This is a genomic window from Acinetobacter sp. Q186-3 (assembly GCF_013420655.1).
GTDB lineage: Bacteria > Pseudomonadota > Gammaproteobacteria > Pseudomonadales > Moraxellaceae > Acinetobacter > Acinetobacter indicus.
Genome location: NZ_VOXS01000005.1, coordinates 166,016 through 192,833, shown reverse-complemented (window position 1 = coordinate 192,833; position 26,818 = coordinate 166,016). Strand labels below are relative to the sequence as shown.

The 26,818-nt window shown below is 46.6% G+C and carries 28 protein-coding genes; 12 read left to right on the top strand and 16 right to left on the bottom strand.

Going from position 1 to position 26,818, the window contains the following annotated elements:
• Positions 1-63: 63 nt before the first annotated feature.
• Entirely contained in the window at positions 64-585 is a 522-nt protein-coding gene (locus FTT64_RS06675; protein ID WP_005179007.1) for a type 1 glutamine amidotransferase domain-containing protein, read from the top strand.
• A gap of 85 nt (positions 586-670) precedes the next feature.
• Here FTT64_RS06675 and FTT64_RS06670 read toward each other — a convergent pair whose 3' ends face one another.
• Positions 671-1,813 carry an acyl-CoA dehydrogenase family protein gene (locus tag FTT64_RS06670; protein WP_168407491.1) on the bottom strand — a complete coding sequence of 381 codons (1,143 nt, stop codon included), beginning with the start codon at positions 1,811-1,813 and terminating at the stop codon, positions 671-673.
• A gap of 150 nt (positions 1,814-1,963) precedes the next feature.
• Positions 1,964-3,313, bottom strand: coding sequence for a dicarboxylate/amino acid:cation symporter (locus FTT64_RS06665; RefSeq protein WP_127800011.1), 1,350 nt, complete (start codon positions 3,311-3,313; stop codon positions 1,964-1,966).
• Between the two features lie 428 nt (positions 3,314-3,741).
• Here FTT64_RS06665 and FTT64_RS06660 point away from each other — a divergent pair, with 428 nt between their 5' ends.
• Entirely contained in the window at positions 3,742-4,743 is a 1,002-nt protein-coding gene (locus tag FTT64_RS06660; RefSeq protein WP_171431737.1) for a glycosyl transferase family protein, read from the top strand.
• A 72-nt stretch (positions 4,744-4,815) separates the two neighbouring features.
• On the opposite strand, the gene FTT64_RS06655 is transcribed toward FTT64_RS06660, so the two are convergent.
• Positions 4,816-5,085: a YeaC family protein gene (locus FTT64_RS06655; RefSeq protein WP_005179016.1), complete on the bottom strand. Its 270-nt coding sequence runs from the start codon at positions 5,083-5,085 to the stop codon at positions 4,816-4,818.
• Positions 5,085-5,993 (bottom strand): NAD(+) kinase, encoded by a 909-nt coding sequence (locus tag FTT64_RS06650; protein WP_005179018.1) that lies wholly within the window; start codon positions 5,991-5,993, stop codon positions 5,085-5,087. The genes FTT64_RS06655 and FTT64_RS06650 overlap by 1 nt, the downstream gene beginning before the upstream one ends.
• Positions 5,994-6,182: 189 nt before the next feature.
• On the opposite strand from FTT64_RS06650, the gene mrcB reads away from it, so the two are divergent.
• Together mrcB and FTT64_RS06640 are read left to right on the top strand one after the other, a co-directional pair.
• Complete coding sequence (mrcB, locus tag FTT64_RS06645) at positions 6,183-8,585, top strand: penicillin-binding protein 1B (protein WP_104472396.1); 2,403 nt, start codon at positions 6,183-6,185, stop codon at positions 8,583-8,585.
• A 16-nt stretch (positions 8,586-8,601) separates the two neighbouring features.
• Positions 8,602-9,156 (top strand): hypothetical protein, encoded by a 555-nt coding sequence (locus FTT64_RS06640; RefSeq protein WP_104470304.1) that lies wholly within the window; start codon positions 8,602-8,604, stop codon positions 9,154-9,156.
• Here the strand turns inward: FTT64_RS06640 and FTT64_RS06635 are convergent.
• Positions 9,153-10,076: a thiamine phosphate synthase gene (locus FTT64_RS06635; RefSeq protein ID WP_180182143.1), complete on the bottom strand. Its 924-nt coding sequence runs from the start codon at positions 10,074-10,076 to the stop codon at positions 9,153-9,155. The genes FTT64_RS06640 and FTT64_RS06635 overlap by 4 nt on opposite strands.
• 138 nt (positions 10,077-10,214) lie before the next feature.
• Here FTT64_RS06635 and hemP point away from each other — a divergent pair, with 138 nt between their 5' ends.
• Positions 10,215-10,385, top strand: coding sequence for a hemin uptake protein HemP (gene hemP / locus FTT64_RS06630; protein WP_016659175.1), 171 nt, complete (start codon positions 10,215-10,217; stop codon positions 10,383-10,385).
• 117 nt (positions 10,386-10,502) lie between these two features.
• On the opposite strand, the gene FTT64_RS06625 is transcribed toward hemP, so the two are convergent.
• The 4 genes from FTT64_RS06625 to FTT64_RS06610 all read right to left on the bottom strand — a co-directional run bounded on the left by FTT64_RS06625 (position 10,503) and on the right by FTT64_RS06610 (position 14,853).
• Complete coding sequence (locus tag FTT64_RS06625; RefSeq protein WP_160242992.1) at positions 10,503-11,843, bottom strand: HAMP domain-containing sensor histidine kinase; 1,341 nt, start codon at positions 11,841-11,843, stop codon at positions 10,503-10,505.
• Positions 11,844-12,509, bottom strand: a complete 666-nt coding sequence (locus FTT64_RS06620; RefSeq protein WP_180182144.1) for a response regulator transcription factor — start codon at positions 12,507-12,509, stop codon at positions 11,844-11,846.
• A 118-nt stretch (positions 12,510-12,627) separates the two neighbouring features.
• Positions 12,628-12,984: a NirD/YgiW/YdeI family stress tolerance protein gene (locus FTT64_RS06615; protein ID WP_005179042.1), complete on the bottom strand. Its 357-nt coding sequence runs from the start codon at positions 12,982-12,984 to the stop codon at positions 12,628-12,630.
• 111 nt (positions 12,985-13,095) lie between these two features.
• The gene (locus FTT64_RS06610) at positions 13,096-14,853 is read right to left on the bottom strand and encodes a GspE/PulE family protein (protein ID WP_180182145.1); all 1,758 of its coding nucleotides are present in this window, start codon (positions 14,851-14,853) and stop codon (positions 13,096-13,098) included.
• Positions 14,854-15,051: 198 nt separating this feature from the next.
• On the opposite strand from FTT64_RS06610, the gene FTT64_RS06605 reads away from it, so the two are divergent.
• Both FTT64_RS06605 and FTT64_RS06600 read left to right on the top strand, forming a co-directional pair.
• Positions 15,052-16,047: a hypothetical protein gene (locus FTT64_RS06605; RefSeq protein WP_168396138.1), complete on the top strand. Its 996-nt coding sequence runs from the start codon at positions 15,052-15,054 to the stop codon at positions 16,045-16,047.
• Positions 16,048-16,176: 129 nt separating this feature from the next.
• Complete coding sequence (locus tag FTT64_RS06600) at positions 16,177-17,439, top strand: MgtC/SapB family protein (RefSeq protein WP_180182146.1); 1,263 nt, start codon at positions 16,177-16,179, stop codon at positions 17,437-17,439.
• On the opposite strand, the gene tsaA is transcribed toward FTT64_RS06600, so the two are convergent.
• Entirely contained in the window at positions 17,426-18,145 is a 720-nt protein-coding gene (gene tsaA, locus FTT64_RS06595; protein ID WP_005179050.1) for a tRNA (N6-threonylcarbamoyladenosine(37)-N6)-methyltransferase TrmO, read from the bottom strand. The two genes, FTT64_RS06600 and tsaA, sit on opposite strands and share 14 nt — an antisense overlap.
• A 105-nt stretch (positions 18,146-18,250) precedes the next feature.
• Here tsaA and FTT64_RS06590 point away from each other — a divergent pair, with 105 nt between their 5' ends.
• Complete coding sequence (locus FTT64_RS06590) at positions 18,251-19,030, top strand: ferredoxin--NADP reductase (RefSeq protein ID WP_005179053.1); 780 nt, start codon at positions 18,251-18,253, stop codon at positions 19,028-19,030.
• A gap of 103 nt (positions 19,031-19,133) precedes the next feature.
• On the opposite strand, the gene FTT64_RS06585 is transcribed toward FTT64_RS06590, so the two are convergent.
• Entirely contained in the window at positions 19,134-19,760 is a 627-nt protein-coding gene (locus tag FTT64_RS06585; protein WP_005179055.1) for a cation transporter, read from the bottom strand.
• A 74-nt stretch (positions 19,761-19,834) separates the two neighbouring features.
• Between FTT64_RS06585 and FTT64_RS06580 the strand changes: the two genes are divergently transcribed.
• Positions 19,835-20,260, top strand: a complete 426-nt coding sequence (locus FTT64_RS06580; protein WP_180182147.1) for a MerR family DNA-binding protein — start codon at positions 19,835-19,837, stop codon at positions 20,258-20,260.
• On the opposite strand, the gene arsH is transcribed toward FTT64_RS06580, so the two are convergent.
• From arsH to FTT64_RS06560, 4 genes are read right to left on the bottom strand one after another with little or no spacing between them, the layout of a single operon-like run.
• The gene (gene arsH, locus FTT64_RS06575; RefSeq protein WP_180182197.1) at positions 20,241-20,945 is read right to left on the bottom strand and encodes an arsenical resistance protein ArsH; all 705 of its coding nucleotides are present in this window, start codon (positions 20,943-20,945) and stop codon (positions 20,241-20,243) included. The genes FTT64_RS06580 and arsH overlap by 20 nt on opposite strands.
• On the bottom strand, positions 20,945-21,994 hold the full coding sequence (gene arsB, locus FTT64_RS06570) for an ACR3 family arsenite efflux transporter (RefSeq protein WP_168400317.1): 1,050 nt from the start codon (positions 21,992-21,994) through the stop codon (positions 20,945-20,947). The genes arsH and arsB overlap by 1 nt, the downstream gene beginning before the upstream one ends.
• Positions 21,995-21,997: 3 nt before the next feature.
• Complete coding sequence (locus FTT64_RS06565) at positions 21,998-22,471, bottom strand: arsenate reductase ArsC (RefSeq protein WP_016659186.1); 474 nt, start codon at positions 22,469-22,471, stop codon at positions 21,998-22,000.
• Positions 22,472-22,475: 4 nt separating this feature from the next.
• Positions 22,476-22,793: a metalloregulator ArsR/SmtB family transcription factor gene (locus tag FTT64_RS06560; protein WP_005179068.1), complete on the bottom strand. Its 318-nt coding sequence runs from the start codon at positions 22,791-22,793 to the stop codon at positions 22,476-22,478.
• An 84-nt stretch (positions 22,794-22,877) separates the two neighbouring features.
• On the opposite strand from FTT64_RS06560, the gene arsC reads away from it, so the two are divergent.
• The 3 genes from arsC (at position 22,878) to FTT64_RS06545 (ending at position 25,100) form a co-directional block, all read left to right on the top strand.
• The gene (gene arsC, locus FTT64_RS06555) at positions 22,878-23,306 is read left to right on the top strand and encodes an arsenate reductase (glutaredoxin) (RefSeq protein ID WP_180182148.1); all 429 of its coding nucleotides are present in this window, start codon (positions 22,878-22,880) and stop codon (positions 23,304-23,306) included.
• Positions 23,307-23,450: 144 nt separating this feature from the next.
• Entirely contained in the window at positions 23,451-24,842 is a 1,392-nt protein-coding gene (yegQ, locus tag FTT64_RS06550) for a tRNA 5-hydroxyuridine modification protein YegQ (protein ID WP_075166953.1), read from the top strand.
• A 3-nt stretch (positions 24,843-24,845) separates the two neighbouring features.
• On the top strand, positions 24,846-25,100 hold the full coding sequence (locus FTT64_RS06545) for a YfhL family 4Fe-4S dicluster ferredoxin (protein WP_127799989.1): 255 nt from the start codon (positions 24,846-24,848) through the stop codon (positions 25,098-25,100).
• A 136-nt stretch (positions 25,101-25,236) separates the two neighbouring features.
• On the opposite strand, the gene ahpF is transcribed toward FTT64_RS06545, so the two are convergent.
• Positions 25,237-26,802, bottom strand: coding sequence for an alkyl hydroperoxide reductase subunit F (gene ahpF / locus FTT64_RS06540; protein ID WP_016659189.1), 1,566 nt, complete (start codon positions 26,800-26,802; stop codon positions 25,237-25,239).
• Positions 26,803-26,818 lie beyond the last annotated feature (16 nt).

Genomic DNA, 26,818 nt, shown 5'->3' with positions numbered 1-26,818 from the left:
GCAGCAATGAAATTTTGCTTTTTCCCCTTTACTCTTTTATTTAAAGCAATTCGGAGAATAATAATGTCAAAAAGAATCGCGGTGCTGATTACCCATGATTATGAAGATGCAGACTATCCAGAATTGATCCACGCATTCCGTGCAGCGCGGCATAGCGTGGTAAATGTTGAAAACAAGGCCGGCAATATTGTCTATGGTTATCAACGGCGCAGCTCGGTAACCATCGACCAAAGTATAGATGATGTGACCATTCATGATTTTGATGCGCTGCTGATTCCCGGCGGCCAATCTCCGGCACAACTGCGTGATGATTTACGTTTTGTCGATTTTGTCCGAAATTTTGCCAATGCCCAGAAACCGATTATGAGCACCTGTCATGGTCCGCAACTGCTGATCCATGCCAGTGTGGTCAAAGGCCGGCGCATGACCAGCATTGCCCCGGTGATGCTGGAACTGATGGATGCCGGCGCCGTGTATTTTGATGAGGCGGTAGTGAATGACAATAACCTGTATATTTCCTCACGCTCACCAGCAGACTTGCCGATCTTTATTCGGGAAAGTCTGCATGTGCTCAGCCTGCATTAAAATCAGTCTCAGAAACACACCCACCAAAAAACACCCGCCCAGTCGATGCTGGGCGGGTGTTTTCATTTGGTCTGATGTACAGGACTTAACGGCCCAATAAACCGCGCGCCACAATCTCTTTCATAATTTCATTGGTGCCGCCATAAATTCGCTGGATACGGGCATCGACAAAGAAACGAGAAATTGGATATTCAGTCATATAACCATAACCACCAAACAGCTGCAGCAGCTGATCGGCCACTTTCATCTGCATATCGGTCGAGAAGCTTTTCAGTGCTGCCGCGGTTTCAACATCCAGTTTGCCCTGCATATACAGCTCAACATTCTGGTGATAAAATGCAGCCGTGGCCAGCTCATCAATTTTAGCCTGTGCCAAAACAAAACGGCTGTTCTGGAACTGGCCAATTTTCTGGCCAAAGGCCTGACGTTCCTGAACGTATTGCGTGGTGATGTCAATCGAACCACGGATAGCGCCCAAGGCGGTGGCGGCAATCGCGGTCCGTTCACGTGGTAATTCCTGCATTAAATAGGCAAAGCCCTGTCCCGGCTGGCCCAGTAACTGTTCTTTGGGTACTTTCACGTTATCAAAGAACAATTCCGAGGTGTCCTGAGCATGCAGGCCAATCTTGTCGAGGTTGGTGCCTTTCTTAAAGCCATCCAGATGGGTATCGACTAATAATAAAGACACGCCTTTGGCGCGTGCCTGCGGATCGGTTTTTACCGCCAGCACCACCAGATCGGCATGTTGGCCATTAGAAATAAAGGTTTTAGAACCATTTAAAATATAATGATCATCCTGCAAAATGGCATGACTGCGCATGGCTTGCAAGTCAGAACCAGCACCCGGCTCGGTCATACCAATCGCACCGACCACTTCACCGCTAACCATTTTTGGCAGCCAGTACTGTTTCTGTTCTTCTGAACCAATATTTAAAATATACGGCGCAGCAATTTCTGAATGACAGGAAATACCGGTAGACAGTGCGCTATAACCAGCACGTGCCGATTCTTCCACCAGCATCAGCGAATAATGGGTCGGTACGCCATAGCCGCCATACTGTTCCGGTACATCTACACATAAAAAGCCGTTTTCACCCAGCTGGTTCCAGACCGAGCGCGGCATAATTCCTTCCCGTTCCCACTGTTCATAATGCGGGGCAATCTGTTCGCTCATAAAGCGGCGGAAGTTGTCACGGAATAATTCTAAATCTGCATCATAAGCCAGCATAGTCGATCCTTGTAGGGTACATTCTTGTTTTACATTCAGCCCCATGCTATGCATTTTAAAGCGTACTGTCATGGCTTTTCCCGGCTTTTTTATTGACTGCCAAGTAATAAAAAAAGGAAGCCGAAGCTTCCTTTAGTCACCGCCCTGCTGTTAAGCCGAAGCAGATTGCTGGTTTTGTTCTGCCATCTTGCGGTCAATTTCTTCCGGATTATTTAATGCATATTGCAGCTTTTCCTGATCCAGCTGACCGACCCACTTCGCTACAACAATGGTTGCCAATGAGTTACCCACCAGATTGGTCAAGGCACGTGCTTCAGACATAAAGCGGTCAATACCCAGAATTAGCGCCAGACCGGCCACCGGAATCTGCCCCACAGCCGCCAGTGTTGCCGCCATCACAATAAAGCCTGAACCGGTCACCCCTGCTGCGCCTTTAGAAGAAATCAACAGCACCAGCAATAAAGTAATCTGATGATGCAGTTCTAAAGGTGTATTGGTGGCCTGAGCAATAAAGATTGCGGCCATGGTCAAATAAATCGAAGTACCATCCAGGTTAAAGGAATAACCCGTTGGAATGACCAGACCCACCACCGATTTTTCACAGCCGGCAATTTCCAGTTTCTTCAGCATACGCGGTAGTACTGATTCTGAAGATGAGGTCCCCAATACAATCAGTAATTCTTCGCGAATCATGCGGATCATTTTTACGATACTGAAACCGGTCATGCGCGCAATACTGCCGAGTATGATAAAAATAAACAGCACACAGGTCAGGTAGAAGCAGATAATTAACTGCGCCAGTTGCGCCAGACTGCCAATCCCGTATTTACCAATAGTAAAGGCCATCGCACCGAAAGCACCAATTGGCGCAACTTTCATGATCATGTTAACAATGTTAAAGAACACATGCGAAATCTGATCAATCAGTTTCAAGACCGGCTTACCTGCTGGCCCTAAACGGTGTAAGGCAAAACCAAACAGGATGGCAAACATCAGCACCTGCAGGATTTCACCCTGGGCAAAGGCACCGACCACGGTATTTGGAATGATATTTAACAGGAACTCGACTGTAGATTGTGCTTCACCAGTTTCTACATATTTGGAAATACCGGTGGTATCCAAAGAAGCTGGATCAACGTTCATGCCAACGCCTGGTTTCCAGACGTTAATCACCACCAGACCAATAATCAGGGCGATGGTAGAGACAATTTCAAAATACAGTAATGCCACGCCACCGGTTTTACCCACCGATTTCATGCTTTCCATACCGGCGATACCACTCACCACGGTACAGAAAATCACCGGCGCAATAATCATTTTGATTAAACGGATGAAGCCATCACCTAAGGGTTTCAGCTGCTCACCCAGACCCGGAACATACTGTTCCACGCCATTAATAACTTGTGTGCCACTAGGAGAATAATGACCGACGAGAATACCTGCAATAATTGCAATAATCACCTGAAAGTACAGGGATTTATAAATAGGTTGTTTGGCCATAACAGATCTACTTTTGTTCTTGTCCAGAGGACAAATACCCTTGATTTTTTACCCACGACCTGTTCTGCCTGTTTTTAAAACAACAGGCATACGCTGCCTTGAGCCATGGCTCAAAACATTCAACGCTTTATTTTCATCGGCAAAAGTCGGGCTTACTTTGAGCTGCCAGAATAAACAGGCTCAAACGCAAAAGCGGCTTTTTAGAACAGGAGATGAGTAAAAATAAAAAACAATATAAAACGCTGCGAATTTTACCTAAAATTCAAATATAGTGCTGCTAAAAACAGCGAGAACTGGCGAACTTTAAAACAGAAGCAGCTTAGACATTAGTCTAAATCCGAGCAAAGCATACGGTTTTTAAAAAGCCGCAAACATGTGTATATTGTGGGAAGCGACCGGCGCCATTTATTTGAGATTCAGGCAGTTACATGAGCACGAAAAGAAACATTTATAAAGACGTTGAACATCCTTTTGCCCAGTACGTACGTATTGTGGGAAAAGGCAAAAATGGTGCACGTTCCCTCACCTATGAAGAAGCCTATCAGGCCTTTTCCATGATCCTGAAACAGGAAGTACTCGATGTTCAGCTCGGTGCTTTTTTGATGCTGCTGCGGGTCAAGGAAGAATCGGTCGATGAACTGGCCGGCTTTGTTCAGGCCACCCGTGACCAGTTGCAGTTTAAAGCTTTAGATGTAGATCTGGACTGGTCCTCCTATGCCGGGAAACGCAAACATTATCCGTGGTTTTTACTGGCCGCGCTGACTCTGGCCAAACAGGGTTTTAATATTGTCATGCACGGCGCTGCTGGGCATACCATTAACCGGGTCTATACCGAACAGGTGCTGGAATACTTAGGCTATCCAATCTGCCAGTCAGATACGGAAGTCGAACAGCAATTACAGCAGCGTCATTTTGCCTATCTGCCTTTAGACGTGATTTCTCCGGTGCTGGCCGATTTGATTGCGCTACGGAATGTAATGGGCCTGCGTTCACCTATTCATACTCTTGCCCGGCTGATTAACCCCTTTAATGCCAAAGCCACGGTACAGGCCATTTTCCATCCGGCCTATCGCAGTTCCCATCAACAGTCGGCGTTTAAACTGGGCTATCTGAACAGTGCGGTGATTAAAGGTGAAGGCGGCGAGTTTGAACGGAATCCGGATGCCAAAACCTTAATTTGTGGCATTCGTAACGGCGAGCTGTATGAACATGAATTGCCAAAGCTCACCAACAACCGCAGCCCGATTGAAGAAGAACTGGACCTGGCGGTATTTAAAGCCGTCTGGGAAGGCCAGCAATCGCATGACTATGGTGAAGTGGCGGTGGTGGAAACCATGGGCATCGCGCTGTATACCATGGGCGTCTGCGACAGTTTTGCAGCAGCCATGGACAAAGCACAGCAATTCTGGGCTGCGCGTTTAAATGCTTAAGCCACAAAAGACTGCCAATAAAAAAGGTAAGCCGCGGCTTACCTTTTTTGCATGAATCCGTTTCCTTAAAGTTTAAATAAACTTGATCGGCTGGAAATCTTCATTTTTGTGATGATCATCATCACATTGTTCACCTTCTTCCTTGGTGCCACGGTCGATATAACCGCTACGTTCAGTTTCCGGTAAATGCTGGATTTCCCAGGCATACACGGCCTGCATACAAATTTCGCGCTGCTCTTTGGTCAACGCCACACCATTCGGCCATTTACCAATCTCTACCGCGGTTTTTAGACGACCAACAATTTCAGGATTGAGTACGGCCAGCATCTGTTCAATATTCATCATAAATCCTGCTGTTGCAAAGAATCAAAATCTTGGTTCCAGCCGAGCTTGGTACGACATGCCATATAGAAGTCATAACCCGGTGGATGAAGTAGGTTTAACTTATAGGGATGCTTGCGGATATGCAAACTGTCCCCGACACTGAGTGAAACACTGTGCTGACCATCGGCACTTACCATTGGCAAGACACGGTTTTCACGAATCTGGATTTTAATTTCGCTTTGTCCACCCACCACAATCGGGCGTGAAGACAAGGTATGCGGATGCATCGGTACCAGCACAATCGCATCCATACTCGGATGCACAATCGGGCCACCACCAGACAAGGCATAGGCGGTAGAACCAGTAGGCGTGGATACAATTAAACCATCACTGTGCTGACGATAAACATACTGACCATCAATATTCAGGTCAAAATCAATCATGTGTACCGATTTACCGGAATGCAGCACCACATCATTTAAAGCCACTGCTTCATAAATGACTTCACCTTTGGAGCGCACTTCCATTTCCAGCAGGAAACGGCGGTCCAGCTGAAACTCGCCTTTTAATACCTGATCCAGCTTGAAGATGACTTCCGTGGGTTTAATGTCGGTCAGGAAGCCTAAACGGCCGCGGTTTACCCCGATGACCGGCGTATTGTATTTGACCAGCGCGCGCGCTGCATGCAGCAACGAGCCATCACCGCCGACCACAATCACCAGATCAACCACTTCGCCCAGCAAGGCGCGGCTGACGGTTTGGGTGTTCGGATAAGGGACCAGTTCTGCTGTTTCTGCATCAAATACCGGATGCAGGCCTAAATTCAGCAGATGATCATGAATTAAACTGAGCGTTTCTACGACCGAAGTTTTGCCAGGACGTCCAATCAATCCGATATTACGAAAGTTCTTGTGTGAAATTTGCACCTACGACATCGCTCCGCTACGATCCGTTGACTATAATAGCACTAACCCGAATGTTTTAAAAAAACTTTAGAAATCTGAATCCAACCGTTTTTTCTCCTCGATTGGCCGCTTCATTCACAGATTAAATATTGCAAATTATGTAAAAGCTTCGCATGATTAGCCTAATTTCTTAGGGTTTTATTGCGATTTATGAAGTCTGAACGTGGCATAGGTATTATTGCACTTCTATTTTGTATACTGGTGATTGGGGCATTTCTGGCATTAAGTATCTACCTGATTCGATTAGATAATATTGTTAGAGATAAATTTGAAGGACAGCGCTGGGACATTCCAGCCAAGGTCTTTGCTCGTCCGCTGGAAATCTATACCAATGCACCGCTCAATAAAGCCGATTTCGTGCAGGAATTAAAACTTTTAGGCTATAAAAGCGCAGAAAGCTATAACAAAACCGGCAGCTATGTCGATGCGGGCGACACCTTGTTTGTACATACCCGCGGCTTCGATTTTGGTGAAAGTGTTGAACCGGAACAGGTACTCAAAGTCAGCTTTGCCAATAACCAGATTGCTGAAGTCAGTGCGACCAAACCATCGACCACCGGTATTGCCCGTTTAGAGCCCATGCTGATTGGCGGGATTTATCCGCAGCACAATGAAGACCGGGTGCTGATTAAACTGAACCGGGTGCCAAAACCGTTAATTGAAGCCTTAATTGCCACCGAAGACCGTAATTTCTATCTGCATCATGGCGTGTCGATTCGCGGGACTGCGCGTGCCATTGTCAGCAATATTACCGGCGGGAAACGTCAGGGCGGTTCGACCCTGACCCAGCAACTGGTGAAAAACTTTTATCTGACCCCGGAACGTACATTAAAGCGTAAAGCCAATGAAGCGCTGATGGCGATGCTAATTGAGCTGCATTATGACAAAGATGAAATTCTGGAAGCCTATTTAAATGAAGTGAACCTGGGTCAAAACGGCAACTATTCTATTAATGGTTACGGTCTGGCCTCACAGTTCTATTTTGGTCTGCCGCTGCGTGAACTGAATATTGCCCAGCAGGCTTTTCTGGTTGGTCTGGTGCAGGGACCGTCTTTATATAATCCATGGCGTAATCCGGAAGCGGCAGAAAAACGCCGTAATATTGTACTGAACAATATGCTGGTGATGGGCTATCTGACGCAGGAACAGTATGAAACCGAAACCGCGCGTCCGTTAAATGTGATTGCCAAACCGACCATGGGCCCTGCCCGCTTCCCAGATTTTCTGGACATTGTGCGCCGTCAGTTACGTGCTGAATATCAAGAAGGTGATCTGACCAATCAGGGACTACGGATTTTTACCACTTTAGACCCAATTGCACAGACCAAGGTACAAAGTGCATTTAAAGAATCAGTAAACCGTCTGGCCAATGCCAATCCGCGCCGTTTAAAAGATTTGCAAGGGGCGGTGCTGGTGTCCCATCCTGAAAATGGTGAACTGGTGGCTGCAGTCGGTTCTACCCAGGACTTTACCGGCTTTAACCGTGCGCTGGATGCCAAGCGTCAGGTCGGCTCGCTCTTGAAACCGGTCATCTATTTAAGCGCACTAGAATCGGGTCGCTATAACTGGGCCAGTCCGGTACAGGATACCGAAATCAGTATTCCATCTGCCGGCAAGTCATGGACACCGCGTAATTACAGCGGCAGCGAACATGGCGTAGTCCCGATGGCGCAAGCGCTGGCCAATTCCTATAACCTGTCGGCGGTACGTTTAGGTCAGGAATTTGGTCTATCAACCTTCCGTAACCATCTGATTAAATTTGGCGTCAGCAGCGAAAATATTCCACAGTATCCGTCCATTTATCTGGGTGCAGTCGATTTATCGCCTATGCAGGTGATGAATATTTATGGCAACTTTGCCACCGGTGGTTTCCAGTATCCAACCAAAGCCATTCGCGCGGTGGTCGATTCTAATGGTCGTCTGCTCGAACGTTATGGCCTGTCGGTACAGCAGACCATTGAACCGTCTGCGGCCTATATGCTGAATTATGGCCTGCAACAGGTAATGAGTGCAGGAACCGGACGTGCAGCCTATAACAGCCTGTCCAGCGATTTAAAACTGGCCGGTAAATCGGGCACCACCAACGATACCCGCGACTCCTGGTTTGCCGGTTATTCGGGCAACTATTTAAGTGTGGTCTGGTTAGGGCTGGATGATAACAAAGTCACCGGTTTGACAGGTTCATCGGGTGCCCTGCCGGTGTGGAGCAATGTGATGCGTCAGCTGCGCCAGAAGCCGGTGAATCTACGCCAGCCGGACAGCGTACAGTGGCACTGGATTGACCGTGACTCTGGTCACTTGTCGGCTCAAGGCTGTGCTGGTGCGATGTATATTCCGATTTATCGCAATCATGTGCCGCGTCAGGCCACCGCCTGTGGTTTACCGCATTATCAGGTTGAGCCGGTTTACAATCCGGATACCGAATATTACCAAGCTGTACCTGAAAGCAGTGACAGTATCGAGAATTATATCCAGGAAAGTGAAGCCGAGATGGAAAGACAACTTTCCGAAAATGATGCACGCATCATTTCAAGCGGCAGTTATACGCAATAAGTGGACCCTTAATTAAATGACCTTGAAATATCTGATCTTGGGGATGGGACTGGCTGGACTGGTGGGCTGTCAAAGCCTGCCGGAATCCAAGCCGGCACCGCAACCGGACCAAGAAAAAACGACTGAACGAAAAACCATTCGCACACCCACCGGCGTGGTGATTCATCCTTATGAACAGGAAGAAATTCAGCGCAAGAAATTACAGGTCGTGGTTCCTGAACAAAAAGTACAGCAGCGTTTTGAAGATGGCCGCTCTTTACCAGCGTTTAAGAAACTGATGCAGCAGACCCAGACGGCTTATCGTCAGGGACAATGGGCGCGTGCCGAAGCTGCCGCCTTACAGGCACAGCGTCTGGCACCGCAATCGGCTGAAACCTATATGTATTTAGGGCTGGTGGCGAACCAGAAAAAACAGCCGAAAAATGCAGAAGCCCTGGCCCGCCGTGGTCTGAGCTATGCACAAACACCGGCGATGAAACGCCAATTATGGCTGATTATTCAAAAAGCCGGCCAGCTACAAAACAATAGCCGTACCGTGCAACAGGCACAGCAAGCGCTGAAACAACTTTAGGCTGAAGCGCTATCCAACGCATCCATAAAGCGGATCCCGGCAATACCATAGGCATGGTGTTGCTGGGCCTGCGCCAAGTCCTGCCGATGCATCCCGCCTAAGGCAAACACCGGAATATCGACCTGTTTGGCCCAGTTCTGAAATTGTGCCCAGCCTAATGCCGGAGTATCCGGATGGCTGGCTGTTGGCAGCACCGGACTTAAAATTGCAGCATCACAGCCAATATTCTGCGCATGTTGTAACGATTCCAGATCATGACAGGCAGCAATATAACGCTGACCGGCCTGCAGGCTGCCCTTGTGCAATTGCAGACATTGTTGCTGCTTTAAATGGATGGCAGCGACCGAGACCTGCTGCACGCTATTCAGCTGCTTCCACAGTTCCAGATTAACAATTAATGATTTTAAACAGCCAATATTCTGCTCAGCCAGTTCAATACTGCGTTCCGGTGCCGGTGCGACACGCCAGTACAGCAGTTGCTGGGTATCCGGGGTATCCAGACAGTTTAAGTCTTCACTAATTTTGATACATTCAGGCCAGTAGAGGCGTTGCAGCATACGCTGGTTGGCTTGCGGGAAATTCAAACGAGCCAAATCCTGCCGTTTATACCAGGTCCACGGTTGCTGGATGTCTGAGAGCAACGCCGCCGGCACAAAGGCATGGAACACATGCAAATTGACAATCACATCTTCATATTCATGCCGGATAAAATCAAACTCATGCCACTGGGTCAGGTCAATGCCTACTTCTTCGCGCACTTCACGGCGACAGGCCTGCACTGGCGTTTCATGCTGCTCTACCTTGCCGCCGGGAAATTCGTGCTTATTGCCCTGATGCTGTTTGGCTTCGCGCCAGCCGACCAGGACCTGGGTCTGATGCAATAAAATCCCAATCGCGATATGTAGATGTGGCTTTGACATGAAACGTCCTGTTTTTGAAATATGAGCAAGTGTAAGCAAATTTATACTTTTTATAAATTCCCCAAATCAAGCGTTGACAGATATATTTGATAATGATTATCATTTATATCGTTCAACATACACCACGGAGTCGAAGGAATGAACGCACCATTTAGCCTGTTTAGCCGTAATGCAGATCAACAGCATGCCTTACCAATGTTACATTCTAATAACCTGTTTGCTCTCGGTCGTGAAATTCGCATCATGCATGCCGGAGAAGAATACCGCCTACGCCTTACCCGTAATAATCGCCTCATTCTCACCAAATAAGAACAACATCTGAATAATAATAATCGTGGGAAGCAGCAGTATGAATCAGCGCATACTGCTTTTTAACTGCCCATGCGTATCTCAAGATTGAACTCAATATTGTTATTTTCGATTTTGTTATTTTTGCTTCACACCGGGCAAACTCAGTTCCACCAGTAAACCGCCTAAAGCTGAACGGCTAAACTGCAATTGGCCCTGATGCAGGCTGATAATCTTTTTACAGATCGAAATACCAAGACCACTGCCTTGGGTTTGTGTGCCCAGCGCCCGATAAAAACGCTCACCCAGACGTTGTAACACCTCATCACTGATCTGTTGACCATTATTTTCAATACACAGCTGCACCTGTTCAGCATCACCATTGATACTGACCACCACCTCACCCTGTTGCGTGGCATAGCGGATGGCATTGTCGATCAGGTTACGGATACAGGTATATAGCAATTCCGGATTGGCCTGAATGATCGCCGGTTGTAGCTGCAAGCGCGGTTTAATCTGTTTTTCCAGACTAAACGGTGCCAAGGCCTCGAGCACATCCAGCACCAGCTTTTGTAAATCAACCTCGGTTATAGGCAAGTCTTGCAGATGTGCCGGGTCTAAACGCGCCAGTAACAGCAGATTCTCCAGTACCTGAGTGCCGCGGTTGACATCGCGCTGAATCTGGGCCAGATCTTCCGCTAATTGCGGCTGATCCTGATATTTGCGTTTTAACACCTGCAAACGCATTTGAATGGCAGAAAGCGGCGAACGCAGTTCATGTGAGGCGTCAGAAGTAAAACGCTGCTCGGCTTCTAAAGAATGTTCCAGCCGGCTAAGCAAACGGTTTAACTGCTGCACCATCGGCTGTAATTCCAGTAATTCTGGCTGGGTACTTTGTACCGGACTCAGGTCCTGCACATGCTTTTGCGCAATTTGCGCAGACAAAGCCTGTAAAGAGCGGAACTGTTTACGAATAGCAAAATGCACAATGCCCCATTGAATCAGCCACAATAAAATTAAAATCGCGGCATAGCCCAGACCTGTGGCCCAGATTTCCTGGAAACGCACATTCATTTTCTGGGTCATCAGTACGCTTAAATCATCATCACTGGCCACATAAACACGCCATAAACGCTGATTCGCCCAGACAAAGGAAAATCCCTCTTCCTGCTGTGTGATCGTAGCTGGTGCTAAGGGAAAATCTTCTGTTTCGGTCAAGGTCTGCTGGCCCAGTCGCAGCTGATAATGCATCTTGAACTGTTCAGTGAGTTCATCGACCTGCTCGCCGGCGCCACTGCTAATATCCTGCAATAACAGCATATCGGCCGCTTCATCCATGATTTCATCTTGCAGCTGCATGGTCTGATAAATTGACACGGCAAACAGCAGCACCAGTGCCAGCAGGCCGGCAATCATGGAACTCAGTACCGAGGTTTTAACTAGGGTTTTCTGTAAAGAAACCGCACCCGTTTGCTTCATTTACGCCTGTTCCTGCTGCATGCGATAGCCCAAACCGCGAATGGTTTTAATTAAATGGCTGCCAATTTTTTTACGCAGTTGATAAATAAACACTTCAATGGCATTGCTTTCAATTTCATCACCCCAGGCATACAGCGATTCTTCCAGCTGTTCCCGGGTTACGATATGCTCGGGCTTTTGCATTAATTTATACAGAATCTGGAATTCCTTGGCGGTTAAATTCACCGCGTGGCCATCCTGAGTTAAGGTTTTGGCTTGAGTATCTAACAGCAAATTGGCAAAACGGATCTGATGATCGGGCTGGGTCTGCCGGGTACGTAACTGGCTGCGCACCCGTGCTGACAGTTCTTCCAGACTAAAAGGCTTGACCAGATAATCATTGGCGCCTAAATCCAGTCCATCGACCCGGTCCTGAATGCTGTCTTTGGCGGTAATAAAAATCACCGGGGTATCCAGCTGTTTGCGGCGCAAGGCGGTCAGGATTTCATCGCCGGTATTGCCCGGCAGGCCACGATCCAGCAGCACGCAATCATAGTGATGCTGTTCAATGGCCAAAATGGCATGATTGCCACGCTCGACCCAGTCGACGTTATAACTGTCCATTTCCAGCCAGGTTTTAATACTTTCTGCCTGAGAGGCGTCATCTTCTGCCAGTAAAATACGCATTGGTTCTACTCTAGCTTTTTTTACATCATGCCTGATTTTTCACAAGATTCAAAAAAACCACATGCATGGAGCATGTGGTTTTGCGTGGAGCTGCAATCAATCTGATTAAAAGGTCGGCTTAGAAACGAACCTGCTCGACATCAATTTCAACACGTTTAGATGGTTTATAATCGATGTCCACTTCACCGGTAATCACCACTGGAGTTTTGGCAGAAATCGCTTTACCATTCCACAGGTCATCATCAATATCTACTGTGATGGTGCCAGTGCTGTCGCGGAACTGGTATTTTTCATCACCAATGGCTTTTACGATATAACCTTTCAGCTGAACATTGCTGTCATCTTTCATGGTTAACGCCTGTTTCACCGTGGTTGCTTGCGCCAGTGCAGACTGGTTCACTGCGGTATCTGCAACAGCAAATGTAGTTGCGCCCACTAGACCTGCAGTTAAAAGTGCTTTTGAAAATAGGTTCATCTGTCTTTCCTCATTCAGTGTTGTTCGTTTCGATGTAGTCATTAAAACAAAGCAAGATGAGCTGAATCTTAAGATTTCCTCATATTCAAAAATTTTTCACTTTTTTGGGTTTTAGTTTAACGGCACCACCCGCAGTACTTCTTCCAAGGTGGTAATACCGGCCATGACTTTACGTGCCCCGGTAATCCGTAGTGGCTCGATGCCTTCTTTCTTGGCCTGCTGGCGTAACTGGGTCAGATCGGCATTGGCACCAATCAGCTGTTTGGTGTCCAGACTCAGCGGCATAAACTCATAAATCCCGATCCGGCCTTTATAACCGGTCTGACGGCAGGCTTCACAGCCCACCGGCTTATAGACTTTTTCCGGCATCTCCATGACATAGTCAAACGTCAGATGTTCCCATTCATTGGCATTAATCATGCCTTCCTGTTTGCAATGCGGACACAGCTTGCGCACCAGACGCTGCGCCAATACCCCCAGAATGGTGGCCGCAGTTAAAAAAGGCTGCACACCTAAATCATGCAAACGGGTTAGACTGGACGGCGCATCATTGGTATGCAAGGTCGATAACACCAGGTGACCGGTTAATGCCGCCTGAATGGCCATATTGGCCGTATCCTGATCACGAATCTCCCCAACCATAATAATATCCGGGTCCTGACGCATCAGCGCGCGTACACCATCGGCAAAGCCCAGCTCAATGCCCTGATTGACCTGCATCTGGTTAAAGCTCGGCTCAATCATTTCAATCGGATCTTCAATGGTACAGACATTGACTTCATCGGTGGCCAGCTGCTTCAGTGATGAATACAGCGTAGTGGTTTTACCGGAGCCGGTCGGCCCGGTGACCAGAATAATGCCATGACTATGACCGGTCAGACTTTGCCAGCCCTGTAACAGACGTTCTTCAAAACCGAGCTGCTGGAAGCTGCGTACCAGCACTTCCGGGTCAAAAATACGCATCACCAGTTTTTCACCAAAAGCCGTCGGTAAAGTCGAAAGACGCAATTCGGTTTCCTGCCCTTTGGGAGTACGGGTTTTTAAACGGCCATCTTGGGGTTTGCGTTTTTCTGCCACATTCATGCGGCCGAGAATTTTAATCCGTGAAATGACCGCAGTTAAGGTATTGGCCGGCATGTTATAAATGGTATGTAGTACGCCATCAATCCGGAAACGGATTTTACCCTTGTCTTTACGTGGCTCCAAATGAATATCACTGGCGCCCTGTTCAAAAGCAAACTGCAGCACCCAGTCCACCAGTTTAACAATATGCTGGTCATTGGCATCGGGGTTTTGGGTATCGCCCAGCTGTAATAAGGCTTCGACACCTTTATTTTCACGGTCATGTGCTGCGGCTTTTTGTGAACCACTGACCGCACGACTGACCTGATAATATTCTACCAGATAACGCTGTAACTGCTCTGGACTCAGCAGCACGCGCTGGATTTTACGCGGCAATAAACTGTGTTCTAAATTGGCGACCCAATCGGTCATAAACGGCTGATCGGTGGCAATGAACACCGCATCGGGCTGAATCTCTACCGCCAGAATTTTATTGCGCAGGGCAAATTCCTGGGACATCACTGCCGTTAAAGCAGCAACATCGGCTTTTAAAGGATCAATAATATAAAATGGTAAGCCTGCTTTATCAGCCAGCCACTGGCATAAACGGTTGAGCGTTAAAGTGGTTTGAGGATGGCTTTGATCGACCAAATTAAAGTTTGCAATCCATTGCAGCGGATGCCATTTTAATTGGTCACGCTGACGATGCGTGGTTTGTACCAAAGCCTGATCACGCTCGGTAATTTTGCCATCCTTAACTAATTGTTCTAAGCACCAAGTACTGTCTATCTCAAAATTAAAATTCATTGTTATATGCCCCAAAATCTGGGTTTACTATAGCAAATGTAGCATTGTTTAATAAAAATTATTTCTTAAGTTTTAATTTAAAGTAAAACTTAACTATTAATTTTATTTATGTTTTTATATTTCAAACCAAATAAATATCTATTATTATTCCACAGCTTAATAATTCAACACACTAAAATTAAATTTCTTAGGGTAATCATGAAATTAAAAACTTTATCATGTGCAATTTTTGCAGCTTTTACATTGACGGCTTGTGGTGGTGGAAGTGATGGTGGTTCATCCGAACAATTTATTGAAGATGGTGCTACAAATAAATTTCAACAATGGTCCAATTTTTCTATAGAAAATGACTATAGTACAAATAAAATTGGCTATGACAGTGACACTCTAACGATTGATCAAAATAAAGCCTTTAGTAAAAATACGAACACTCTAGATTGGGATCAGACTCAAAGCTTTTTTGTAACAGCAGATGGTGTATATGACGAAGGTGAAGAACATCCCGAATATGGTGCCTATCAAGGTGAAGTATCAATTTCAAATAATACCTGGACACATATCCCTTACTCAAATATTGACTCTAAAGGATTAAAACTTACTGTCAAATACAATCCCGTTGATATCAGCAATAAGGCAATAGCTCCACTTGTATCATTCCACGAATATTGGGTTGTGAAACATAATCAAAATGACACTTGGTATGTGCCTGACAACATGATTAATTTTATTAAGACAATTGAACAAGTTAAGTTTCCTCAAGGTTCAGTCTGTCTCCAACTCGTAGAAAGTTCAAACAATCAAGAATATCTTGAACTCTACAAAAATCAGGATACACCAGAGGTACAAACAACTTTGGAACAAGATTGGGAGAGTTATCGAACAAACACTTCGTCAGACATTCAAAAGAAAGTATTCAAAGACACGATTGCTTATCTGGAATACGATGAAGACAATGCAGAATATTTTGGAGTTGGACAAAAAGCTAATCATTTCTATCAAGTTAATTTGACACAAAAAGGAGTTGAGTATTCTAAAGCTCAAGAAATTAGGTTACTTGAATCCTTAGCCGCAGAATATATAAGCTCTGATCAAACTATTGCGCAAGACTATATTAACTTATACAAAAACTCTTGTTTTATGTTCAATCAAACCGCATCTGAGGCAATCAAAAAACAAATCGCAAATTTCCAATAATCAGAAAATTGATATTTAAGCCATTCTCGCTAAAGCCTCTTTAAGAGGCTTTTGCACATTTTTAAATACCATTTTCATATTGTTTCCATTAAATTATTAAATTACTGCAATCGTGATAAATCTAATAATATGGATCTCCACCCGCTCCTACTCAATACAACATTCCCCGAACTGCTCACCATTTTTGCAGCAGCACTTGGCTGTGGTTTACTCATTGGTTTAGAGCGTGAGCGCAGTAAACGAAATGGACAACATCATCATTTTGCGGGAGTGCGTACCTTCGGTATTTGCTCACTGTTAGGTGCAATCTGCTTTTTATTTGGCACACCGCTCGCTATTGTGGGGGCACTGATTGTTGGTGGAGTTGGTTTGTACTCCCTTAAAAACCAAAAGGAAGATGACCCCGGTGCAACCACCGAATTAGCCTTTGTTATGACTTATTTTATAGGCGCATTGTGTTTGTGGAATATTCCACTTGCTGCAGGTTTGTCGGTTATTTTGACTGGCTTACTCATGACCAAACACCTGATGCACGGCATTGTCAGCAAATGGATTACCGAAGCAGAGCTGCGTGATGGTCTGTTCCTGCTGGCACTGGTTCTGATTGCCCTGCCTTTGACGCCAGATACCCCCTTATGGGGCAATGTGCTCAATCCTTATGTGATTTTAAAACTGCTGATTCTGATTTTATCGGTACAGGCTTTGGCGCATATCGCCAAGCGCCTGCTGTCCACCAATAATGCACTGATGCTATCCTCAATTGCGTCCGGCTTCGTATCCAGTACCGCCACCATTGCCAGTTTAGGCATGGAAGTGCGTTCCGGCCGCGGCGATGCCCAGATTAATGCGGGCGCGGCGCTCATGTCCTGCGTGGCGACACTGTTGCAGATTCTGATTATTATTGTGGGGATTAATCTGTCTTGGTTTAAGGTATTTGTGGTACCGAGTGCAGTGGCGATTATGATTCTGGTGGCGGTGGGTTACTGGCTGCTCAGAAAAAATACCGGCTCACAGCAAAAAGCCAAAGAAGCCGATAGCCGCATGTTTAGCCTCAAAGAGGCCGCGATTATTGTGGTCACGCTCACCCTGATTCAAGCCATGGTCTACGGACTGGATCAGGCACTGGGCAGCACCGGTTTAATTGCCGGAACCTTCCTGGCATCCTTATTTGAAATTCACGCTGCCGCTGCCGCGGTAATTACCCAAGGCTCGCCCAGCAATTTAACCCTGTTTTATGCGCTGATTTTGGGTCTGGGTGCACATGCACTGGCCAAATGCGTGAATGCCTTTTTAATTGGCGGACCACGCTTTGCCTTGTATTTTGCATCGGCCCAAATTCTGCATATGGCGGTGCTGATTGCGATGGCTTATTTTATGTTTAAGCCGGCTTAAGCGCTAACATCTGAATCAGCACCTGATCTGGCTGTACTAGAAATCCGACATCAATATTGGCAAAGTGCATTTTATAGAGCCGGGTTTCATCCTCCTGATAAGCCGGACGCGGGTCTAAAGACAACACCTGTTCCAGCTCACTCAGCATCTGCGCGCTAATTTTATGCTGCTGCAACAATTGCTGTTTTTGTACAGCGGCCTGCTCTGTCCACACCACCTGTTTACGTTCAGGCTCATCCTGCGCATAGCCACTTTGCGCCTCCATGACCGCATCAGAATACTGGATATAAGGCTTGATATCTAAAATCGGTGTACCATCGAGTAAATCACTCCCGGTCACATAAACCCGTACTGCCTTGCCGACTTTTTTCACCTGTTTTAATTGCACCACTGACAAGCCCACCGGTGACGGCCGGTACATACTGCGTGTCGCAAATACTCCAATTTTCTGGTTACCACCCAAACGCGGCGGCCGCACCTGAGCACGGAATTTTGTCTGCTGCTGGTTTTTATTGTCATGAAATTGCCACAGCAACCACAAATGACTAAATGCTTCAATGCCCTCAAAGGCCAGCAAATCGTTATAAGGTTCCAGCATGTCAATATAGGATTCAACCTGAACCAGATTCGGCTGCCGCGGGATGCCAAACTTTTCTTTATAAGGAGATTTCATAATCCCGATAATGGGCAAGGTCAGATCAGTCATAATCACTTTTTTTGATAAGCTCAATTAAATATATTCAGTTTATCGAGTATGAATTTAGATTAGAATAGCAACCTGTTCTAATTTGATAATTTATTGAGACCTTTAATGGCTGCTTTTAACGTCGAAAAGATTACTCACGTCCACCACTGGAATGACACTTTATTCTCTTTTAAAACGACTCGTGACACTGCACTGCGTTTTAAAAACGGTCAATTTGTAATGATCGGTCTTGAAGTGAATGGTAAGCCTTTGATGCGTGCATATTCGATTGCAAGTGCCAACTATGAAGAAGAGCTGGAATTCTTCTCGATTAAAGTGCCAGATGGTCCATTAACCTCGATTTTGCAAAAAGTTAAAGTGGGCGATGAACTGCTGGTTTCTCGCAAACCAACCGGAACTCTGGTACTCGATGACTTAAATCCGGGTAAAAACTTATACCTGCTGTCTTCAGGTACCGGTCTTGCACCGTTCCTGTCGGTGATTCGTGATCCGGAAACCTATGAACGTTTTGAAAAAATCATTGTTGTTCATGGTACACGTTATATTTCTGAACTGGCGTATCAGGACCTGATTCTGAACGAAATTCCAAACCACGAATTCTTCTCGGAACTGGGCGCGAAAGAAAAACTGGTTTATTATCCAACGGTAACACGTGAAGATTTCCATACTCAAGGTCGTGTCACCACTGCAATTGAATCTGGTCAATTGTTCGAGAAAATCGGTTTACCACGTTTTAACCCGGAAACTGACCGCGCGATGCTGTGTGGTAGCCCAGCCTTCCTGGATGATGTTGCTGCGCTGCTTGATCAACACGGCTTAAAAGAATCACCACGTATGGGCGTTTTAGGCGATTACGTGATTGAACGTGCATTCGTGGAAAAATAAGCTTTTCCAGAACTAAAAAAACCGGTCAGATTGACCGGTTTTTTATTTGTCTCAATGAGTCGAGTTCTGTATCGCCCATTAATTCGATGTTAGATCAACGTCCTTATGCACACTGATCCACAGCCCGGCTTTCCCGTCTCTCCGCCCAGGCTTTTTTAATCACCTGATAGCCCGCAGTTAAACCCAGCCCCGCCATAATCACCGCGACAATAATATCCGGCAATAAACTGCCCGTTCCAAATACACCGACCGCAGCCAGAATCACCGCGACATTGCCAATTGCATCATTACGGCTACACAGCCAGACCGATTTCATGTTGGAATCGCCATCACGAAAGCGATACAGAATCACGGCTGCCACTACATTGGCCACCAAGGCCAATCCACCAATTACCCCCATGGTAATCGCTTCCGGGGGAATACCCTGCATATAGTTATAGACCGTTTTGGCCAACACCAGACAGCCAAACGTGGCCATGGTAATGCCTTTTAATAAAGCCACGGTAGCACGCCAGTACAGACTCATCCCCAGCACAGCCAGTGAAATGGCATAGTTGGCGGCATCACCAAAGAAATCCAGCGCATCGGCCCAGAGTGCTGCCGAATGGGCATACATCCCGCCAAACAGTTCCACCACGAACATCAGCAAATTAATAATCAGGGCAATCCAGAGTGCGGTACGAAAACGGCCATCGGGTTTGACCGGTGCAGGCTGACATTGACAGGCCATAAAGCCTCCTGTTGCATTTTTCTATGACTGTATTATGCTCATTAGAAACTATGGTCTAACTCCAAGGTCAAGTCATGACACATTATCTGATTCGGGATTTGGTCAAAAAAACCGGTCTGAGTGCAGACACGGTGCGTTTTTATGAAAAGAAAGCGCTCATCCAACCCACCTTAAGGGCCGAAAATAATTATCGTTATTATGATGATGACACCTTAAAACGGCTAATTTTTATTAAACGTTGCCGCGCACTGGATTTATCCTTAAAAGAAATTGAAACCCTGATTGCACTGGAACAGCAGCCTGATCAGGACTGTCAGGCGGTAAATGAACTGCTTGATCATCATTTAGTACAAATCGAAAGCAAAATTGCTGAGTTACAGCATTTTCAGCTGCAACTGCAGCAATTACGGCAGTCTTGCAATGCCCGAACCACCATCGACCATTGCCAAATTTTAAAACAGCTAGAGGCGGATGAAACGCCTAAATCGACTTCTGATTAACCCGTTTCGACAGTTCCGCAGCCGATTCCTTACGCTCGGAATAACGGTTGGTCAGATAGCTGGCCTGCCCGCGGGTCAATAAAGTGAACTTGTACAGCTCTTCCATGACATCGACAATCCGGTCATATAAGGAAGAGGCTTGCATACGTCCGGCTTCATCAAACTCCAAAAAGGCTTTCGGAATCGAGGACTGGTTCGGGATGGTCATCATCCGCATCCAGCGCCCTAAAATACGCATCTGATTCACCGCATTAAAGGATTGCGAACCACCACTGACCTGCATCAGCGCCAGAGTTTTACCTTGGGTCGCACGAATGGCACCGGCAGCTAAAGGAATCCAGTCAATCTGTGCTTTCAGAATGGAACTCATGGCACCATGACGTTCCGGACTGCACCAGACCATGCCTTCTGCCCAGGCCAGCAATTCATGCAATTCCTGAACTTTAGGATGTGAAGCATCGCCATCTTCCGGTAACGGTAAACCTTTGGGATGGAAAATTTTAACTTCTGCGCCAAAGTGCTCCAGAATCCGGCCGGCTTCCATCACCGCCAAACGGCTATAGGAACGTTCGCGGTTTGAACCATACAGCAATAAAATTCGCGGCGGATGCGGCAATGCTCTGGCCTGAACCTGCTCAAAACTCGGCTGTTCAATTAAGTCTACATCAAGATTGGGAAGTGACATCATCCACCTGTTCCATTATAAAATTTACGTTTCAGCCACAGCGAGACACTCACCAGGGCAATTAACACTGGCACTTCCACCAGCGGGCCAATAATGGTGGTAAATGCCACCGGTGAGGTCAGACCAAAGGTTGCAATCGCCACCGCCAAAGCCAGTTCAAAATTATTGCCGGCCGCGGTAAAAGAAATGGCCGTGGTACGTGGATAGTCATTGCCCATCCACTTGCTCATCAAGAAGCTGACAAAGAACATCAATACAAAATAGATGGTCAATGGAATGGCAATGCGCAGTACATCCATAGGTAACCCAACCACATCGGCCCCTTTCAGGCTAAACATGGCGACAATGGTAAACAGCAGCGCCAGCAGGCTAAGTGGACTGATTTTGGGAATAAAACGCTGCTGATACCAGTCCAGTCCTTTGTTTTTCACCAGAATCAGCCGGGTCAGAAAGCCCAGCAAAAACGGAATGCCCAGATAGACCAATACCGCATGAGTAATGGTCCAGAAACTGACATCAATCACCTGACCGGCCACACCAAAATAAGGCGGTAACACGCTTAAGAACAACCAGGCATAGGTACTGAAAAACAGAATCTGGAAAATACTGTTAAAGGCCACCAGGGCAGCGACATACTGGTTATCGCCACAGGCCAGATCATTCCAGACCAATACCATGGCAATACAGCGTGCCAGTCCAATCAGAATCAGGCCGGTCATATATTCCGGATAATGCTGCAGGAAAATCAATGCCAGTGCGAACATCAAACACGGTGCAATCAGCCAGTTTTGTACCAGCGACAACAGCAGCGTGCGTTTATCCTGAAAAATCTGCGGTAAAGCGGCATAGTCCACTTTGGCCAGCGGTGGATACATCATCAGAATCAGGCCAATGGCAATTGGTAAATTGACATTGCCCATACTCATCTGGTCCAGACTGCTCGACACCTGCGGGAAATACAGCCCAATGCCAATCCCGAGCGCCATGGCAATAAAAATCCACAGCGTCAGGTTGCGGTCTAAAAAGGAAAGTTTGCGGGTGCTGGCCATGACTTACTCGATATGGGAAATATTGTTGATGGCAGCAATCAGTTCGGGACGGGTCATCTGCTCAGGCTGTAACGCAAACAGTGCATCCAGACGCTTGTTGATATGCGCGACTGTTTCTAAAAAGGCCTGCAACTTGGCCGCTTCCGGCAAATCCAGATGCGATGGATCGGCAAGTCCCCAATGCGCTTTAATCGCGCCGCCCAAATACAAAGGACAGGCTTCTTGGGCAGCCGCATCACATACGGTAATCACCACATCGGGCTGATACTGCTCACAGTCATCAATACTTTTACTGGAGAGCCCTTCAGTCGACAGGCCCAGATTTTCCAGCGTCTTTAACGTCAGTGGATGGACACGACCGGTCGGTTTGCTGCCGGCGCTATAGGCTGTCCAGCCTTCTGGAGCACGACTGTTAAATAACACTTCAGATAAAATGCTGCGGCAGCTATTTCCGGTACATAAAAAGAGGAATTTCATGGTTTTACTCACAATAACTTGAAAGCGTTGCTGTCAGCGAATTCATCGGACTGACATCTTGCTCCGCGATAATATTCAGCACACTCACTGCCCACTCGGGTAAATCTGGATTCAGGCGGTAATACACCCACTGCCCCTGACGCTGGTCCAGTAAAACCGATAAATTTCTCAGCAAAGCCAAATGACGGGAAATTTTAGGTTGGCTTAAATTTAATGCCTCGGTCAGCTCGCAGACACAAATATTCTGTTTGGCCAGCACCAGTTTCAAAATATCCAGACGGGTCGGATCGGACAGGCATTTAAAAAAATCAGTTTGATTCATACAGCTTCCCCATATTTATACTTGCGAATATACGTATATCCATATATAAAAGCAATATTCCTCTTTTACCTGAGTTTTAGCACTATGGCGGCTCCAATTAAAATCTTTCACAATCCTGACTGTGGCACTTCGCGCAACACTTTGGCCTTAATCTGTAATACCGGACAAGAACCTGAAATTATTGAATATTTAAAAAATCCACCAACAGCCGAAGTGCTGGCCGACATGATTCAGCAGGCCGGTTTAAGCGTACGCGAGGCGATCCGTCAAAATGTAACGCCGTATGAAACCTTGCAATTGGCCGAGCGTGATCTGAGCGATGCAGAACTGATTGCTTTAATGGTACAACATCCACTGCTGATTAACCGTCCTTTTGTGGTGACTGAACGCGGCGTTAAACTGTGCCGACCTTCTGAACTGGTACTGGATTTATTGACCCAGCCGCAGCTCAATGCCTTCCGTAAAGAAGATGGAGAACTGGTAATTAATGAACACGGTCAGCGTGTCAATTAACTTATTTTCCTCTCGCCTGCTGCCGCCTATCCCTCAGCGCTAGCAGGCTGAATGCCTGATAATCCCGAGTTTTTTACTAGGTTGAATCGAAAAATTTTATCCCTACAATAAAGCCACAATTTTTTTATGCCTTTTTGATTGATCATGCATCTTCATCCCGTTACCGAACTTCTCTCTCCTGCCGGTTCTTTAAAAAATATGCGCTATGCCTTTGCCTATGGAGCAGATGCCGTGTATGCCGGGCAGCCGCGTTATAGTTTGCGTGTCCGGAATAACGAGTTTGATCATGACAATCTGGCTATTGGCATTAAAGAAGCACATGAATTAGGCAAAAAATTCTATGTGGTGGTCAACATCCAGCCGCATAACTCCAAACTAAAAAACTTTATCCGTGATCTTGAGCCAGTCGTGGCCATGCAGCCTGATGCACTAATCATGTCCGATCCGGGCCTGATCATGATGGTGCGTGAACACTTCCCACACATGGACATCCACCTGTCGGTACAGGCCAATGCGGTCAACTGGGCTACGGTCAAGTTCTGGAAAAATATGGGCCTGACCCGGGTGATTCTGTCGCGCGAACTGTCCATTGAGGAAATTGAAGAAATCAAAACCCAAGTTCCCGATATGGAAATTGAGGTCTTTGTACATGGTGCCCTGTGCATGGCCTATTCGGGACGCTGCATGCTATCAGGCTATATGAACAAACGCGATGCCAACCAGGGTGCCTGCACCAATGCCTGCCGCTGGGAATATAAAGTGCTGGATGCCGCAGAGGATGAAACTGGCGATGTAATTCCGGTAAAAAATCTGGACGCAGGCTGTTGCTCGCAAGATGCCGATGCGCTCCACATGCAAGCCCAGCACCAGTTTAATGAACCGGTGCTGCTGCAACGTAATGAAGAAGATATGTTTGCCGCCGAAGAAGATGAGCACGGCACCTACTTCATGAACTCCAAAGATTTGCGTGCGGTACAACACGTAGAACGTCTGACCAAAATTGGCGTACATTCACTGAAAATTGAAGGCCGTACCAAATCCTATTTTTACTGCGCCCGTACCGCACAAATCTACCGTAAAGCCATTGATGATGCTTTAGCCGGCAAACCGTTCGATCCATCCTTGATGACCCAGCTCGAAGGTCTGGCCAATCGCGGTTATACCGAAGGTTTCCTGCGCCGCCATGTGCATAGCGAATATCAAAACTATGAAAATGGTTCATCCAGTTTTGATCATCAGCAATTCTGCGGCGAAGTGCTAGAGCGCAATGGCGACTACATTAAAATTGATGTCAAAAACCGTTTTGTCGTGGGTGATTCTTTAGAACTGATGACCACCAAAGGCAATATCAGCTTTATCCTCACCGAGATCAAAGACAAAAAAGGCAATTCAATTGAGGAAGCCAAAGGTTCTGGTCATATTGTGGAAATTCCGGTCCCGGCTGATGTCGATATGCGCTATGCCCTGCTGATCCGTAATTTACCGAACTCCACTGCTGATATTTCAGCATCATCCTTGGCCTATCAGGCAGGTTAACTCATGGCGCTGCTGATTACCGATAAATGCATCAATTGTGATATGTGCCTGCCGGAATGTCCGAATGATGCCATTTATGAAGGCGACAAAATCTACGAGATTGATGTCAGCCGCTGCACCGAGTGCGTTGGTTTTTATGATCATCAAACCTGTGTTGCGGTATGCCCGATTGAATGTATTGTGCCGCATCCTGAGCATCGGGAAAGTCAGGAAGAACTGACTGAGAAGTTCAAGCGCTTAAACTTGCTTCATCCCTAAAACTGGGGTACAACAAAAAAAGGAACTGAGCTGTTAGCGATCTCAGTTCCTGTAAAAAAAACAATAACTATTTTTTGATATTTTACCGCATATAGGGCCTGGGTATTGGGGAACTCAGGCCCTATTCTAATTTTACTTACTGTCCAGAACGGATGATGTAATCAAAGGCAGATAAGGATGCTTTCGCGCCTTCACCAGTCGCGATGATGATCTGCTTGTACGGCACTGTAGTACAGTCACCTGCAGCAAACACACCTTTGACATTGGTTTCATTGCGCTCGTTAATCACAATCTCACCACGGTTAGTTAGCTCAACATCGGTTCCTTTCAGGAAGTCAGTGTTCGGCAACAAACCGATCTGTACAAAGATCCCCGCCAGTTCAACCGTATGCTCTTCATCCGTTGCACGGTCTTTGTATTTCAGCGCTGTCACTTGTGAACCATCACCCACGACTTCTGTTGAAAGTGCATTTTTAATCACTGTGGTATTTGGCAAGCTGTTCAGTTTGTCTTGCAATACCTGATCGGCACGTAACTTGGTATCAAATTCCACCAGTGTCACATGCTCAACAATACCCGCCAGGTCAATCGCGGCTTCCACACCGGAGTTACCCCCACCAATAACTGCAACACGTTTGCCTTTAAACAAAGGACCATCACAGTGTGGGCAGTAAGCCACACCACGGGTACGGTATTCTGCTTCACCTGGGACATTCATCTCTCTCCAGCGTGCACCGGTTGAAAGCACCACAGTTTTCGATTCCAGTTTAGCACCGTTTTCCAAGGTCACTTCAACTAAACCGTTGGCTGTTTCATCTGCACCTTTAATGTCAGATACACGTTGTAGGTTCATGATGTCGACACCGTATTCACGTACGTGTGCTTCCATTTCAGCGGCAAATTTTGGACCTTGGGTTTTCTTGATTGAAGTGAAGTTTTCAATGTCCATGGTGTCCATCACCTGACCGCCAAAACGTTCCGCCACGATACCGGTGTTAATGCCTTTACGTGCTGCATAAATCGCTGCAGTGTTCCCGGCAGGTCCACCACCAATCACCAGTACATCGAACGCAGCTTTGGCATTCAGCTTTTCTGCTTCTTTGGCTGCAGAGTTGGTGTCTAATTTGGCAATGATTTCTTCCAGTGTCATACGACCCTGACCGATGTGGTTACCGTCCTGGAATACCATCGGTACCGCCATGATCTTACGTTCTTCCACTTCATCCTGGAAGAATGCACCATCAATCATAGTGGCAGTAGTACCCGGGTTATAGATGGCTATCAGGTTCAATGCCTGCACCACGTCTGGACAGTTATGGCAGCTTAACGATACAAACACATCAAAGTCCGATTGGATACCCAAGTCTTTAATAGAAGCTAATACTTCATCAGACACTTTTGGTGCATAGCCCGAAGTTTGTAACAATGCCAGAATCAAAGAGGTGAACTCATGGCCCATTGGCAAACCTGCGAAGAATACACGCGGTTGCTCACCGGCTTTGGCAACACCAAAGCTTGGTGCACGTTTGTTGTTACCATCGAAGCGTGCAGTCACCTGATCAGACAGGGCGGCAATTTCAGTTACCAGTTCTTTGATTTTGTCTGATTTGTCAGAGCTATCTAAAGTGGCCACTAATTCGATTGGACCTTCAAGGCGTTCTAACAAGGCTTTTAATTGGGCTGTGGTATTTTGATCTAACATTGCTAACGTCTCCTAA